13 protein-coding genes and 1 pseudogene are annotated in these 13,123 nt (G+C 73.3%); 5 read left to right on the top strand and 9 right to left on the bottom strand.

All coding sequences use genetic code 11. The features are described 5' to 3' along the window. Window positions 1-454: pseudogene (locus tag GT030_RS17420) on the bottom strand (ROK family protein); the annotation flags it as partial. A gap of 61 nt (window positions 455-515) precedes the next feature. After that, a complete protein-coding gene (locus GT030_RS17415) occupies window positions 516-1,181 on the bottom strand; it encodes an alpha-ketoglutarate-dependent dioxygenase AlkB (RefSeq protein ID WP_161201883.1) in 666 nt (221 codons plus the stop codon). Between the two features lie 77 nt (window positions 1,182-1,258). Here GT030_RS17415 and GT030_RS17410 point away from each other — a divergent pair, with 77 nt between their 5' ends. Further along, window positions 1,259-2,392, top strand: a complete 1,134-nt coding sequence (locus GT030_RS17410) for a methyltransferase (RefSeq protein ID WP_161201884.1) — start codon at window positions 1,259-1,261, stop codon at window positions 2,390-2,392. Here the strand turns inward: GT030_RS17410 and GT030_RS17405 are convergent. Next, on the bottom strand, window positions 2,389-3,249 hold the full coding sequence (locus tag GT030_RS17405; protein WP_161201882.1) for a class II fructose-bisphosphate aldolase: 861 nt from the start codon (window positions 3,247-3,249) through the stop codon (window positions 2,389-2,391). The two genes, GT030_RS17410 and GT030_RS17405, sit on opposite strands and share 4 nt — an antisense overlap. Before the next feature lie 21 nt (window positions 3,250-3,270). Beyond that, window positions 3,271-4,152, bottom strand: coding sequence for an SIS domain-containing protein (locus tag GT030_RS17400; RefSeq protein ID WP_161201881.1), 882 nt, complete (start codon window positions 4,150-4,152; stop codon window positions 3,271-3,273). A gap of 123 nt (window positions 4,153-4,275) precedes the next feature. On the opposite strand from GT030_RS17400, the gene GT030_RS17395 reads away from it, so the two are divergent. Beyond that, a complete protein-coding gene (locus tag GT030_RS17395) occupies window positions 4,276-5,055 on the top strand; it encodes a DeoR/GlpR family DNA-binding transcription regulator (RefSeq protein WP_161201880.1) in 780 nt (259 codons plus the stop codon). A gap of 10 nt (window positions 5,056-5,065) precedes the next feature. Here GT030_RS17395 and GT030_RS17390 read toward each other — a convergent pair whose 3' ends face one another. Continuing rightward, complete coding sequence (locus GT030_RS17390) at window positions 5,066-5,755, bottom strand: TetR/AcrR family transcriptional regulator (protein WP_161201879.1); 690 nt, start codon at window positions 5,753-5,755, stop codon at window positions 5,066-5,068. A 129-nt stretch (window positions 5,756-5,884) separates the two neighbouring features. Between GT030_RS17390 and GT030_RS17385 the strand changes: the two genes are divergently transcribed. After that, window positions 5,885-6,337 (top strand): nitroreductase/quinone reductase family protein, encoded by a 453-nt coding sequence (locus GT030_RS17385; protein WP_161201878.1) that lies wholly within the window; start codon window positions 5,885-5,887, stop codon window positions 6,335-6,337. Here GT030_RS17385 and GT030_RS17380 read toward each other — a convergent pair. Next, window positions 6,327-7,601, bottom strand: coding sequence for a geranylgeranyl reductase family protein (locus GT030_RS17380; RefSeq protein WP_161201877.1), 1,275 nt, complete (start codon window positions 7,599-7,601; stop codon window positions 6,327-6,329). The genes GT030_RS17385 and GT030_RS17380 overlap by 11 nt on opposite strands. 171 nt (window positions 7,602-7,772) lie before the next feature. Here GT030_RS17380 and GT030_RS17375 point away from each other — a divergent pair, with 171 nt between their 5' ends. Further along, window positions 7,773-9,128, top strand: coding sequence for a dipeptidase (locus tag GT030_RS17375; protein WP_161201876.1), 1,356 nt, complete (start codon window positions 7,773-7,775; stop codon window positions 9,126-9,128). A gap of 56 nt (window positions 9,129-9,184) precedes the next feature. Here the strand turns inward: GT030_RS17375 and GT030_RS17370 are convergent, their stop codons facing one another. Together GT030_RS17370 and GT030_RS35700 are read right to left on the bottom strand one after the other, a co-directional pair. Next, window positions 9,185-10,228, bottom strand: coding sequence for an NUDIX hydrolase (locus GT030_RS17370; RefSeq protein ID WP_161201875.1), 1,044 nt, complete (start codon window positions 10,226-10,228; stop codon window positions 9,185-9,187). 142 nt (window positions 10,229-10,370) lie between these two features. Next, window positions 10,371-10,559 (bottom strand): hypothetical protein, encoded by a 189-nt coding sequence (locus GT030_RS35700; RefSeq protein ID WP_030803714.1) that lies wholly within the window; start codon window positions 10,557-10,559, stop codon window positions 10,371-10,373. A gap of 320 nt (window positions 10,560-10,879) precedes the next feature. Between GT030_RS35700 and GT030_RS17365 the strand changes: the two genes are divergently transcribed. Continuing rightward, on the top strand, window positions 10,880-12,742 hold the full coding sequence (locus GT030_RS17365) for an NPCBM/NEW2 domain-containing protein (RefSeq protein WP_237522555.1): 1,863 nt from the start codon (window positions 10,880-10,882) through the stop codon (window positions 12,740-12,742). Between the two features lie 46 nt (window positions 12,743-12,788). Here the strand turns inward: GT030_RS17365 and GT030_RS17360 are convergent. After that, window positions 12,789-13,123: ROK family protein (locus tag GT030_RS17360; RefSeq protein WP_161201873.1), on the bottom strand; the 335-nt coding region annotated here is incomplete at its 5' end.

Here is a 13,123-nt window from a genome sequence, read left to right as displayed (position 1 = left end):
CCGTGGCCCGCAGCAGGTCGGCTCCCGCCTCCACCACCGCGCCGAGCACCTTGGCCGGGTCGGCGTCGACGGTCTCGCAGCCGGGCGTGGTCGCCACGATCCGTCCGCCGAGGCCGACCAGGGCGGCCCGGAAGCCGTCCGTGTGCACTTGCGCGGCCAGCGCGACGGGCCCGTCCTCGGCGACCTCCAGCCGGTGCGAGGGGCGGCCCTGGGAACCGGCGGGGGCACTGGGGCGGGCGTCGACCCTGATCAGGCCGAGCGCCTCCAGTTCGGCGGCGACGGCACCGGCGGTGGCGCGGGTGACGCCGAGTTCGGCGGTGAGCACGGCGCGGGTCGGGGCGCGTCCGGTGTGCACCAGCTCCAGCGCGGGGCCGAGGGCACCGCGTCCCCGGTCCAGCCGCGCCCGTGAGATGGGTCCTGCCCCCGCCTTCCGGGGGTCCGCCATGCCGCTCATGGGGGCGAGTCTCGCATGATCCGCGCCGGCCGTGACCTGTCTCGTGACCGATGTGACATGGTCAGCCGGCAGGGGCGGCCAGGCCGCTCACCCGCAGGGTGATGTTGAGCCGTCCGGTCAGCCCCAGCCAGGCCGGCGCGGTGCCGGGGAGCACGCGGGGGACGCCGTGGAAGGCGAGGCGGGAGGGGCCGCCGAAGACGAAGAGGTCACCGCTGCGCAGCTCCACGTCCGTGTAGGGACGGGTGCGGGTCTCGGTGTTGCCGAAGCGGAACACGCAGGTGTCACCCAGGCTGACGGAGACCACCGGGGCCTCGGAGCGTTCGTCTCCGTCGCGGTGCATGCCCATGCGGGCGTCACCGTCGTAGAAGTTGACCAGGGCGATGTCGTAGGGGTCGCCGGGAACGGCGTCCGGGCCGAGGGCGTCGGCGACCGCGTTCCGGGCCAGCTCGTCGAGCCAGGCCGGGAAGGGCTTCACGGGGGCGTTGTCGCCGTCGACGACGGTGCGGGCGTAGGCGTACGGGTACCAGTGCCAGCCGAGGCAGACCTGCCGGGCGGTCATGGTGCCGCCGCCGGGGGTGCGAACGGTGCGCAGGCCGGCCGGCGGGCGGGCCCACTCGCGGCAGGCGGTGAGCAGCGCGCGCTGCCGGTCCGCGTCCAGCCAGTGCGGGACGTGCACGGCGCCCGGCGCGGCTTCGGCCCGCTCCCTGGGGAAGAGTTCCACGTCCATGCGCCCATTTTCCCCCACCGGCGCCCGACCTGGCCTGAGCTGGGGCTCGGCTAGCCTGGGGGGCGATGAACGACCGCATGACGACTCCGTGGGGCGAGACCGAGCTGTCCCGTTTCCCCGACGACCCCCGCGACCGGCTGCGTGCCTGGGACGCCTCCGACGCGTATCTGCTGCGGCATCTGGCCGGGGAAGGGGTGGATCTGTCGGGCGAGGTCGTGGTGCTCGGCGACCGCTGGGGCGCACTGGCGACGGCGCTCGCCGCGCACCGGCCGACGCAGATCACCGACTCCTTCCTGAGCCAGGAGGCCACGCGGGCCAACCTGGCGCGGGCCGGGGTCGGTCCCGGCGCGGTACGGCTGCTGACCACGCAGGACCCGGTGCCCGGGCGGGTGGACGTGCTGCTGGTACGGGTGCCCAAGAGCCTGGCGCTGCTGGAGGACCAGCTGCTGCGGCTGGCGCCCTCGGTGCACGCGGGGACGGTGGTGATCGGCACCGGCATGGTGAAGGAGATCCACACCTCCACCCTCAAGCTGTTCGAGCGGGTTCTCGGACCGACCCGCACCTCGCTGGCCGAGCAGAAGGCCCGGCTGATCTTCTGTGCCCCGGACCCCTCGCTCGTCACGCCGGACAACCCCTGGCCCTACGGCTACACCCTGCCGGACGGGATCGGGGCGGCGTCGGGGATGCCGGTGGTCAATCACGCGGGTGTCTTCTGCGCCGACCGGCTGGACATCGGCACCCGGTTCTTCCTGGGGCACCTGCCCGGGACACGCGGGCGCCGGGTGGTGGACCTCGGCTGCGGCAACGGCGTGGTGGGTACGGCGGTGGCACTGGCCGACCCGGAGGCCGAGGTCCTGTTCGTGGACGAGTCGTTCCAGGCCGTCGCCTCGGCCGAGGCCACGTACAAGGCGAACGGGGTGCCGGGGCACGCGGAGTTCCGGGTCGGGGACGGGCTGGCCGGGGTGGCGTCCGGCAGCGTGGACCTGGTGCTGAACAATCCGCCCTTCCACTCCCACCAGGCCACCAGCGACACCACGTCCTGGCGGATGTTCACCGGCGCCGAGCGCGCGCTGCGGCCGGGCGGCGAGCTGTGGGTGATCGGCAACCGGCACCTGGGCTACCACGTGAAACTGAAGCGGCTGTTCGGCAACTGTGAACTGGTGGCCAGCGACCCGAAGTTCGTGGTGCTGAAGGCGGTCAGGAAGGGCTAGGCACCCGCGCGCCCGAGTACGCGGATGATCCGGGCCACCTCGTCGGCCATGGCCGTCCGGCCGCCGGCGAGGTAGGTGCGGGGGTCGACGGTCTCGGGGTGCCGGCCGAGGTGCTCGCGGACCGCTCGGGTGAGGGCCGTGTTGAGGGAGGTGCCGACGTTGACCTTGCCGATGCCGCCCTCGACCGCCCTGACCAGCTCGTCGTCCGGCACGCCCGACGAGCCGTGCAGCACCAGGGGTACCGCCAGCTCGGCGGCGAGCCGCTTGAGCAGGGCGTGGTCCAGGGTGGCGGTACGGGTGGTCATGGCGTGGGTGCTGCCGACGGCCACGGCCAGCGCGTCGACACCGGTCCGCGCGACGAAGTCCCGCGCCTCGGCGGGGTCGGTACGGGCGCCGGGGGCGTGGGCGTCCAGCGGGGGTCTGCCGTCCTTGCCGCCTATCTCGCCCAACTCGGCCTCGATCCAGAGACCTCGGGCGTGCGCCCAGTCGGCGGCCGCCTGGGTGGCGGCCAGGTTCTCGGCGTAGGGCAGACGGGCGGCGTCGTACATCACCGAGCTGAATCCGGCGTCCGGGGCGCGGCGCAGCAGGGCGTCGCTCTGCACGTGGTCGAGGTGCAGCGCCACGGGTGCGGCGGCCTGTTCGGCGGCGGCGACGGCGGCGCGGGCGAGGGGCCGGAGGTCACCGTTCCTGAACTTGACCGCGTTCTGGCTCACTTGGAGCACGACGGGCGCTCCGGCCGTCTCGGCTCCCGCGATGACGGCCTCGATGTGTTCGAGGGTGATGATGTTGAACGCGGCCACGGCGGTACGGAGTCGGGCTGCTCGGGTGATCAGTTCACCGGTGGTGGTGAGGGGCACGGCGGCTGCTCCCTTCCGTGTTCAGGGGGTGAGGATCACCGAGCGGGTGAGGTGGCGGGGCCGGTCGGGGTCGAGTCCCCGGGCGGCGGCCACGGCGACGGCGAGACGCTGGACGCGGATCAGTTCGGCGAGCGGGTCGAGTCCGCCCTCGATCCACAACGCGCCGGTCGCGCGCACCTGTTCGGCGAGTCCCTCGGGGGCCGGGCCGAGGGTCCAGGTCGCGGTGTCCCGGGTGCTGATGCTGATCGGGCCGTGCCGGTACTCCATCGCCGGGTACGCCTCGGTCCAGGACAGCGATGCCTCGCGCATCTTCAGCGCCGCCTCGTTCGCCAGTCCCACGGTCCAGCCCCGGCCGAGGAAGGTGAACTCCCGTCGTTCCACGAGCCCTTGGGGCAGCGGGATGGTGAGGGCCGCGCGGGCGTCGGTGACGGCGGCGGGGGTGTGCAGCCCCAGGTGGGCACGGAGCAGGGTGAGGGCGGTGGTGGCGAACCGGGTCTGGACGACGGAGCGTTCGTCGGCGTAGTCGAGGACCACCAGATCGTCGGCGGCCCGCCGTATGGGCGTCTCGGGGTCGGCGGTGATCGCGGTGGTGCGTGCCGTGCCCCGCAACTGGGCCAGCAGATCGAGCACTTCGGTGGTGGTGCCCGAGCGGGTGAGGGCGATGACCTGGTCGTAGGAGCGGCCGCGCGGGAACTCCGAGGCGGCGAAGGCGTCCGTCTCGCCCTGTCCGGCGTCTTCGCGCAGCGCGGCCACGGCCTGCGCTATGAAGTACGAGGTCCCGCAGCCGACGATCGCGACCCGCTCCCCCGGCACCGGCAGAGCCGCCCGGTACTGGCCCGCCTCCCGCGCCGCCCGCTCCCAGCACTCCGGCTGACTGTTCAGCTCGTCCTCGACATGGCTCATGCCACACCCTCCCCAGGCTGATCGTTCGTGCAAGATACTGCCGACTTTCGAGCAGGATCAAGCATCGGGCCGGGAATCGCCGGTGCGTTAGGGTCGCCGGGAGATCACAGGAACGGAGACCCGATGGCGCGGGAGACCCGCTGGCAGGCACTGCTGGAACTCCTCGCGGAGCGGGGCCGGCTGGAGGTCGAGGAGGCGGCGGCCGAGCTGGCGGTGTCGGCGGCGACCATCCGCCGGGACCTCGACGGGCTGGCCGAGCAGCAATTGCTCGTGCGGACGCGGGGCGGGGCGGTGGCGCACGGGGTGTCGTACGAGCTGCCGCTCCGCTACAAGACGGCCCGGCACGCCTCCGAGAAGCAGCGGATCGCGGCGGCGGTGGCGGATCTGGTGGCGCCGGGCGAGGCGCTGGGGCTGACCGGGGGCACGACGACCACGGAGGTGGCCCGCGCGCTGGCCGTGCGTCCCGATCTGGCCGCCGGCTCGCCCGCGTTGACCGTGGTCACCAACGCCCTCAACATCGCGGGAGAACTCGCCGTACGGCCGCAGTTCAAAATCGTGGTGACCGGCGGGGTCGCGCGGCCGCAGTCGTTCGAGCTGGTCGGGCCGCTCACGGACGGGGTGCTCAACGGGGTCACGCTGGACGTGGCGGTGCTCGGGGTGGGCGCCTTCGACCCGGTGCACGGCGCGGCGGCGCACGACGAGTCGGAGGCGGCGGTCAACCGGCTGCTGTGCGAGCGCGCCGAGCGGGTGGTGGTCGCGGCCGACTCCAGCAAGCTGGAGCGGCGGGCGTTCGCCCGGATCTGCGGCCCGGAGCCGGTGGACACTCTGGTGACGGACACCTCGGTCACCCCGGAGACGGTGCGCCGGTTCGAGGAGGCGGGCGTGCGGGTGCTGGCCGTCTGAGCTCCGCGGATCAGGCAGGCAGGCCCACACTCGCGCCGAGCCGGGTCACGGCGTGCCGGAAGAAGCGCTCGCGGTCGAGCACCACCTGCTCGAACTGGCCGAACAGCTCGAAGCCGACCAGCCCGAACAGCTCCGCCCAGGCGGCGACCATGGCGGGCGCGGCCTCCACCGGCAGCTCGGGGGCGATCTCGGCCGCCATGCGCTCGGCCTCGGGCCGCAGCTCGGCGGGGAGCGGCAGACCCGCGAGGCCGGGCCCCCGGTCGGTGTCGCGGACGACGCCGATCAGCACCATGGCCACCCGCGCGGCGGACGGGATGGTGGTGGCGGGGGCGGCGTATCCGGGTACGGGCGAGCCGTAGATCAGGGCGTACTCGTGCGGGTGGGCCAGCGCCCATACGCGTACCGCCTCGCAGGCGACCGTCCAGCGGCGCAGGAACTCCCCTTCGGGGACAGTCGCGTGGGCGGTCTCGACCGCCTCGCCGAGCGAGTCGTAGGCGTCGATGATCAGCGCGGTCAGCAGGTCGTCGCGGCTCGGGAAGTACCGGTAGAGCGCGGAGGACACCATGCCCAGCTCGCGGGCCACGGCGCGCAGCGAGAGCTTCGCCGCGCCCTCGGCGACGAGCTGTCTGCGGGCCTCGTCCTTGATGGCCGCGGTGACCTCGGTCCTGGCCCGCGCGCGGGCCCCCTCTGCGGTGCTCATGCGGGTCAGTGTGCCACGCGACGGAGCAGTGCACACAAAGCAGAGCACTGCTCTTGCGTGAGAGCACCGATCTCGGCACACTGGACCCAGAAGCGAGAGCACCGCTCTCCCGAACCCCTGGGGGTCGTCATGTCGTCCGCGCCGTACTACCTGAAGGCAAGCCCGCTCGGTACGTGGTTCAACGGGCTGATCGGCAAGCTCGCCCGTCTCGGTGTCAGTCTCGCGGGCAGCGCGGAGCTGTCGGTACGCGGCCGCAAGAGCGGCGAGATGCAGCGCATCCCGGTCAACCCGCACACCTACGGGGGCGAGCAGTACCTCGTCTCGGCGCGCGGCCACTCCCAGTGGGTGCGCAACATGCGCGCGGCGCACGGCGGTGAGCTGCGGGTCGGCCGGAAGGTGCGGCCGTTCGGCGCGGTGGAGCTGCCCGACGACGAGAAGCTCCCGATCCTGCGGACCTACCTGGAGCGCTGGGGCTGGCAGGTCGACAAATTCTTCGCCGGGGTGACCGCGAGCAGCTCCGACGCGGAGATCCTCGCGGCCGCCTCCGACCACCCGGTGTTCCGGATCGCCGTCACGGACTGACGGTGTCCCCCCGCTCGGGCTGCTCCGGCTGTTCGGCCGGGACGTCCGGCGTGCTCCGCCCCCGGTCCAGCGCGGCCAGCGTCCGCTGGGCCAGCGGACGGGACCTGACCATCTCCCCCAGCGTGGTCGCGCCGGTGGTGATGTCCCGGAACGCCTTCCACGCGGGCCGGAACCCGGTGATCCCGGCGTGGAAGACACCGGGACGGCGCTCGAAGGCGGCCAGCAGCCGCTTGCCGACGCTCATCTCCACGCCGAGCCCCGCCTTGATGGCGAATGCGTAGTTCAGGGCCTGCCGGCGGGTGTCGACGGCGTCGTGGGCCTCGGCGATCCGTACCGCCCACTCCCCCGCCAGGCGCCCGGAGCGCAGCGCGAACGAGATGCCCTCACGGGTCCAGGGCTCCAGCAGTCCGGCCGCGTCCCCGCAGACCAGCACCCGGCCGCGGGAGAGCGGGGAGTCGTCGGCACGGCAGCGGGTCAAGTGCCCCGAGGAGATGCTCGGTTCGAAGCCGGCGAGGCCCAGCCGGGCGATGAAGTCCTCCAAGTACCGCTTGGTGGCCGCTCCTTCGCCGCGCGCGGAGATCACGCCGACGGTGAGCGTGTCGCCCTTGGGGAAGACCCACCCGTAACTGCCGGGCAGCGGGCCCCAGTCGATGAGAACGCGGCCCTTCCAGTCCTCGGCGACGGTGTCCGGCACCGGGATCTCGGCCTCCAGACCGAGGTCGACCTGGTCCAGCTTGACCCCGACGTGGGCCCCTATGCGGCTGGCGCTGCCGTCGGCGCCGACGACCGCGTGGGCCAGTACCGTCTCGCCGCCCTGCAGGACCACGGCGACGGTGCGCCGGTCGGGGACGGCCGAGCCGTGCTGCTCCACGCGCTGCACGGTGACGCCGGTGCGCACCTCCGCGCCCGCCTTCAGGGCGTGCTCCACCAGGCGCTGGTCGAACTCGGGCCGGTTGATCAGCCCGAACAGCATCTGCCGGGAGCGGCGGGTCCGGGCGAAGCGGCCGTTGTGGGAGAAGGTGACCGCCTGCACCCGGTCTTTGAAGGGGAGTTCGAAGCCGGGCGGGAGCGCGTCACGGGAGGGGCCGATGATTCCGCCGCCGCACGTCTTGTAGCGGGGCAGTTCCGCCTTCTCCAGGATCAGCACCCGGCGGCCGGCGACGGCCGCCGCATAGGCCGCCGAGGCACCCGCGGGTCCCGCGCCGACCACGACGACGTCCCAGACCCGCCGCTCATCCTCCGCCGAAGTGTTCTCGCCGCTCACGATGGTCCATCGCTCCGATCAAGCCGCTGCCGCTCCCCCGGTGCACCGCTGACACGGGGCGGGGGACCCCCATGTCCCACGCATCCTACGGCCGGTCCCCGGCGTGGGCCGCTGTGGGAGGATCGGTGTATTCCAGCAGTTCAACGTCGTAACCCACGAGGAGCCGTGCCCATGTCGTCGAATCCGGTCGCCGAGACCGTCGCCTCGCTGATGCCCCGCGCCAAGGCGGAGCTGACCGAGCTGGTCGCCTTCAGGTCGGTGGCGGACTTCGAGCAGTTCCCGAGGAGCGAGAGCGAGGGCGCCGCGAACTGGATCATGGACGCGCTCACCGCCGAGGGCTTCACCGACGTGGCACTCCTGGACACCCCCGACGGCACCCAGTCGGTGTACGGCTACCTGCCCGGCCCCGAGGGTGCGAAGACCGTGCTGCTCTACGCCCACTACGACGTACAGCCTCCGCTGGACGAGGCCGGCTGGACCACGCCCCCGTTCGAGCTGACCGAGCGGGGCGGCCGCTGGTACGGGCGCGGCGCGGCCGACTGCAAGGGCGGCCTGGTCATGCACCTGCTGGCGCTGCGCGCGCTGAAGGCGAACGGCGGGGTGCCGGTGCACGTCAAGGTCATCGCCGAGGGCTCCGAGGAGCAGGGCACGGGCGGTCTGGAGCGGTACGCGGAGGCGCACCCGGAGCTGCTGTCGGCGGACACCATCGTGATCGGCGACACCGGCAACTTCCGGGTGGGCCTGCCGACGGCGACCACCACCCTGCGCGGTATGACGATGCTCCGGGTCCAGGTCGACACCCTGGCCGGGAACCTGCACTCGGGTCAGTTCGGCGGCGCCGCCCCGGACGCGCTCGCCGCGCTGATCCGCCTGCTGGACTCACTGCGCGCCGAGGACGGTTCGACGACGGTGGACGGTCTGACGGCCGACGCCCGCTGGGAGGGCCTGGAGTACGGCGAGGAGCAGTTCCGCTCGGACGCCAAGGTGCTGGACGGTGTCGGGCTGATCGGTGACGGCTCGGTGGCCGACCGCCTGTGGGCACGTCCGGCCGTGACCGTCATCGGCATCGACTGCCCGCCGGTCGTGGGCGCCACTCCGTCGGTGCAGTCCAGCGCCCGCGCGCAGATCAGCCTCCGGGTGCCGCCGGGGGTGGACGCCGCCGAGGCGACCAAGCTGCTCACCGCCCACCTGGAGGCCCATGTGCCGTGGGGCGCGCGGGTGAGCATCGAGCAGGTCGGCCAGGGCCAGCCGTTCCGCGCCGACACCACGAGCCCCGCCTACCGGGCGATGGCCGACGCGATGGCGGTCGCCTACCCGGGCGAGACCATGCAGTACGCGGGCCAGGGCGGCTCGATCCCGCTCTGCAACACCCTCGCCGGTCTCTACCCCGAGGCCGAGATCCTGCTCATCGGCCTGAGCGAGCCGGAGGCCCAGATCCACGCGGTCAACGAGAGCGTCTCCCCCGAGGAACTGGAGCGCCTCTCGGTAGCGGAGGCCCTGTTCCTGAACAACTACGCGGCGAACTGAGCAAGCCGGGCGGTGCGTTCCCGCGAGGGCGGGGGCGCACCGTCGTCGTACCCCGCTCAGGCGACCGGGACACCCGCCTCCAGGTACAGCGCGGCGCCGCGTTCGCGGGCTCTGAGGGCCCAGCGGAGGCGCTCGTAGCGGACCGGCGGGAGCATGGTGGCGGCCTCGCGTTCGGTGGCGAAGCGCCAGGCGCGCAACTCCGGTCCGGGCAGCAGTACTCGGGCGGCCTCGTCGGGACCGAGCCGGCCGCCGTCGAAGAGCAGCCGGAGACCGCCGTGGCCGGGCGGGGCGGGCCGCTCCCAGTCGACCACCAGCAGGCGGGGCACCTCCCGCAGCCGTATCCCGACCTCCTCGGCGACCTCCCGCATCCCGGCGCGGGCCGGGGCCTCCCCCCGCTCGACCACCCCGCCCGGGAACTCCCAGCCCGGCTTGTAGGTCGGATCGACCAGCAGCACCCGGTCCTCCGCGTCGAAGAGCAGCACCCCGGCGGCCAGGGTCTCCCCGGCAGGCTCGGGCGTCTGCACGATCTCGCACGGCCGCGCCGCCCCGCTCCCCACGGCCTCGGTGATCCGGACGGCGCTCTGGTACGGGGTGAGCCCGCTGGTGTCGATGGGGTACGCGTCGGCCGTGAGCCAGGACGCGAGGGCCGCGCGGTAGGGCTCGATGTGGTCGTAGGCCCACTGCCGCTCGCGCATCTCGCCGTCGGGCACGCCCGGCGAGTGCTCCCGTCCGGCGATGCGTTGGCGCAAAATCGTTTCGGCCGGAGTGAGCAGCAGATGGCGCACCGAGATCCGGCGGGCGGCGAGGCCGCCGAATATCTCGTCGCGGTACTCCTGGCGCAGCAGGGTCATGGGGACCACCAGGGTCCCGCCCAGCTCGGCGAGGAGCGCGGCGGCGGTGTCGATCACCAGACGGCGCCAGATCGGCAGGTCCTGGAAGTCGTCGACCTCGGCGAGGCGCTTGGCCGGCAGCAGGCGCGGGAGCTCGGCGCCGATCAGCTCGGGGTCGAAGAGTGTGCTGTTCGGGATCAGTTCGATCAATTCCCGTGCGGTGGTGGTCTTGCCCGCACCGAACGCGCCGTTGATCCAGACGACGGTCACGGTTCCCCCTCTTCTGTTGGCCCCCTGGGGCTTGCCCGTTCCACCCTGGCACGGAAACCACGCGCAGTTGAGGGCGCACAGCACGGTGCCGGGGCCCCTGGGGCAGGGGTCCCGGCACCGTGTCGGCGGTCGGTTCCGGCCGTTACCGGCCGAGCGCGCCCTCGTCCACGTCGAAGCTGTCCTGGCTCACGATGTGGTCGACGGTGCTCAGGGTGTCGTCCACCTTCAGGTCGCTCAGGCCGGCGTTCTCGGCGGCGTGGGACGGGGTGAGGGCGGCCACCACGAATCCGGTGGCGAGGCTGGCGATGGCGAGCATGCTGCGCTTCTTCATGCCGTGATCAACTGCCGGACGGCCCAAGGGGTCACGCTGTACGGATTTCGGCCAGCCGAAGCAACAGGATCGAACGCGACTGTCCCACCTCTTCCAACAGAGTCGGACACGTTCTACCGTGATCGCGCACCGGTGCCCGTCCCTGTCTGCCGCGAGCCGGAGGAACGTCGACGATGCGTCACCCTCGTCCCCGCACGCACCGCATCCGAGCAGCCGCCTTGTTCCTGACGGCGCTGCTGAGCGCGGGCGGTATCGCCGCCCCGGCCACTGCCGCGCCCCCTCCCGCGGCGCCTGCCGCGGGCCTGGCGCCCACCCCGCCGATGGGCTTCAACAACTGGAACTCCACGCACTGCCGGGCCGAGTTCAACGAGGACATGGTCAAGGGCATCGCCGACCTCTTCGTGGCCAAGGGCCTCAAGGACGCCGGGTACCAGTACGTCAACCTCGACGACTGCTGGGCGCTCCCCCAGCGCAACGCCGACGGCAAGCTGGTGCCGGACCCGGCCCGCTTCCCGCACGGCATCTCGGCGGTCGCGGACTACGTCCACGCCAAGGGTCTGAAGCTCGGTATATACACCAGCGCGGGCACCAAGACCTGCGACGGCGCGGGCTTCCCCGGCGCGCTGGGCCACGAGGAGAGCGATGCCCGGCAGTTCGCCGACTGGGGCGTGGACTATCTCAAGTACGACAACTGCAACAACCAGGGCGTAGACGCTCAGCAGCGCTACCGCACCATGCGCGACGCGCTGCGGGCCACCGGACGGCCCATCGTCTACAGCATCTGCGAGTGGGGCGAGAACAGGCCCTGGGAGTGGGCCGCCGACGTGGGGCAGCTCTGGCGCACCACCGGGGACATCAGCGACAACTGGGGCTCGATGCTCTCCATCCTCAAGCAGAACCTCCCCCTCGCTCCGTACGCCGGTCCCGGCCACTGGAACGACCCCGACATGCTGGAGGTGGGCAACGGCGGGATGACCGACACCGAGTACCGCTCCCACTTCTCGCTCTGGGCGGTCATGGCGGCCCCGCTGCTCATCGGCACCGACCTGCGCACCGCCTCCCCCGCGACCCTGGACATCCTGGGCAACAAGGAGGTCATCGCGGTCGACCAGGACCCGCTGGGCCGGCAGGGCACGGTGGTCTCCAGCGCGGGCGGGCGCTGGGTGGTCGCCAAGGAGATGGCGGACGGCAGCCGCGCGGTCGCCCTGTTCAACGAGACCGGGACCGCGCAGCGCGTCGCCACCAGCGCCGCCGCCGTGGGTCTGCCCCGCGCTCCCGGCTACACCCAGCGCGACCTCTGGCAGCACCGGGACGCCAACACGGCGGGCACCATCGCGGCCACCGTCCCGGCCCACGGCACCGTCCTGCTCCGGGTGTCGGCCGACGGCCACTGGGCCGAGCATCCGCCTGCCGTCGAACTCGGCCTGGACGAAGCCCCGTTCATCGAGCGGGACACCCCGGCCACCCTCACCACCACCGTCACCGACCTGGGCCGCACCCCGGCCCGCGAGGTCTCGGCCGCGCTGACCGGCCCGGACGGCTGGACCGTACGCGCCCTGTCCCCGGCCACGGCGGGCGGCCTGCCCAAGGGGGCCTCCCTGCGCACCCGCTGGCGGGTGACGGCGCCGCCGGGGACGCCGGTCGGGACGTACGCCTTCTCGCTGCGCGTGCGGTACCGCTCGCCGGCCGGGGAGCGGGTCACCGGTGAGCTGCCGGTGACCGCCTCCGTGGTGGTGGCGCCGCCTGCCGGGACCTCGTACCTGAGCGATCTGCCGTGGCTGTCCGCGGTCAGCGGGTGGGGGCCGGTGGAGCGGGACACCAGCAACGGGGAGGACGCGGCGGGCGACGGCTCCCCGCTCACCGTCGGCTCCACGGTGTACGCCAAGGGGCTCGGGGTGCACGCGGCCAGCGAGGTCGCCTACTACGCCGGGCGGCACTGCTCCCAGGTCACCGCCCAGGTGGGCGCGGACGACGAGAAGGGCGCGAAGGGCAGCGTGGCGTTCGAGATCTGGGCGGACGGGGTGAAGGCCGCCTCGACGGGCGTGCTGACCAACGCCGACCCCGCCCGGCCGCTCACCGCCGAGGTCACCGGCGCGCAGGTGGTACGGCTGGTCGTCACCGACGGGGGCGACGGCATCGACTCCGACCACGCGGACTGGGCGGACGCCCGGCTGAGCTGCTGAACCGGCCGTGGCCACGGGGGTGTCACCCCGTGGCCGCGCGCGGCTGTCAGACTCCGGCGGCGGTGGTGTCCGGCCTGAGGGCCAGCGCGGCGGCCGCCGCCCCGACCAGCCCCGCGTCGGTGCCCATCTGGGCGGGGACCACGGTGAGCCGCTGGACGAAGGAGAGGGTGGCGTAGTCCGCGAGGGCCTTGCGCAGCGGGGCGAACAGCACGTCGCCCGCCTTGCCGACGCCGCCGCCGATCACCGCGATGTCGATCTCGACCAGGGTCGCGGTCGCCGCGATCCCGGCCGCGAGGGCCTGCGCGGCCCGCTCGAAGGAGGCCACGGCGACCGGGTCGCCCCGGCGGGCCGCGTGCGCGACGGCGGCGGCGGAGGTGTCGC

Origin of the sequence: Streptomyces sp. SID1328 (assembly GCF_009865595.1) — a bacterium.
In the GTDB taxonomy this organism is placed as follows: domain Bacteria; phylum Actinomycetota; class Actinomycetes; order Streptomycetales; family Streptomycetaceae; genus Streptomyces; species Streptomyces griseoluteus.
This window is presented reverse-complemented; position numbering and strand designations above follow the sequence as displayed.

Coding starts and splice junctions, on each gene's coding strand:
- GT030_RS17395 (WP_161201880.1), top strand. CDS start 4,276: ATGGCGCGGGAGACCCGCTGGCAGGCACTGCTGGAACTCCTCGCGGAG.
- GT030_RS17365 (WP_237522555.1), top strand. CDS start 10,880: ATGGGCTTCAACAACTGGAACTCCACGCACTGCCGGGCCGAGTTCAAC.
- GT030_RS17385 (WP_161201878.1), top strand. CDS start 5,885: ATGTCGTCCGCGCCGTACTACCTGAAGGCAAGCCCGCTCGGTACGTGG.
- GT030_RS17400 (WP_161201881.1), bottom strand. CDS start 4,152: ATGAGCCATGTCGAGGACGAGCTGAACAGTCAGCCGGAGTGCTGGGAG.
- GT030_RS17415 (WP_161201883.1), bottom strand. CDS start 1,181: ATGGACGTGGAACTCTTCCCCAGGGAGCGGGCCGAAGCCGCGCCGGGC.
- GT030_RS17375 (WP_161201876.1), top strand. CDS start 7,773: ATGTCGTCGAATCCGGTCGCCGAGACCGTCGCCTCGCTGATGCCCCGC.
- GT030_RS17410 (WP_161201884.1), top strand. CDS start 1,259: ATGACGACTCCGTGGGGCGAGACCGAGCTGTCCCGTTTCCCCGACGAC.
- GT030_RS17390 (WP_161201879.1), bottom strand. CDS start 5,755: ATGAGCACCGCAGAGGGGGCCCGCGCGCGGGCCAGGACCGAGGTCACC.
- GT030_RS35700 (WP_030803714.1), bottom strand. CDS start 10,559: ATGAAGAAGCGCAGCATGCTCGCCATCGCCAGCCTCGCCACCGGATTC.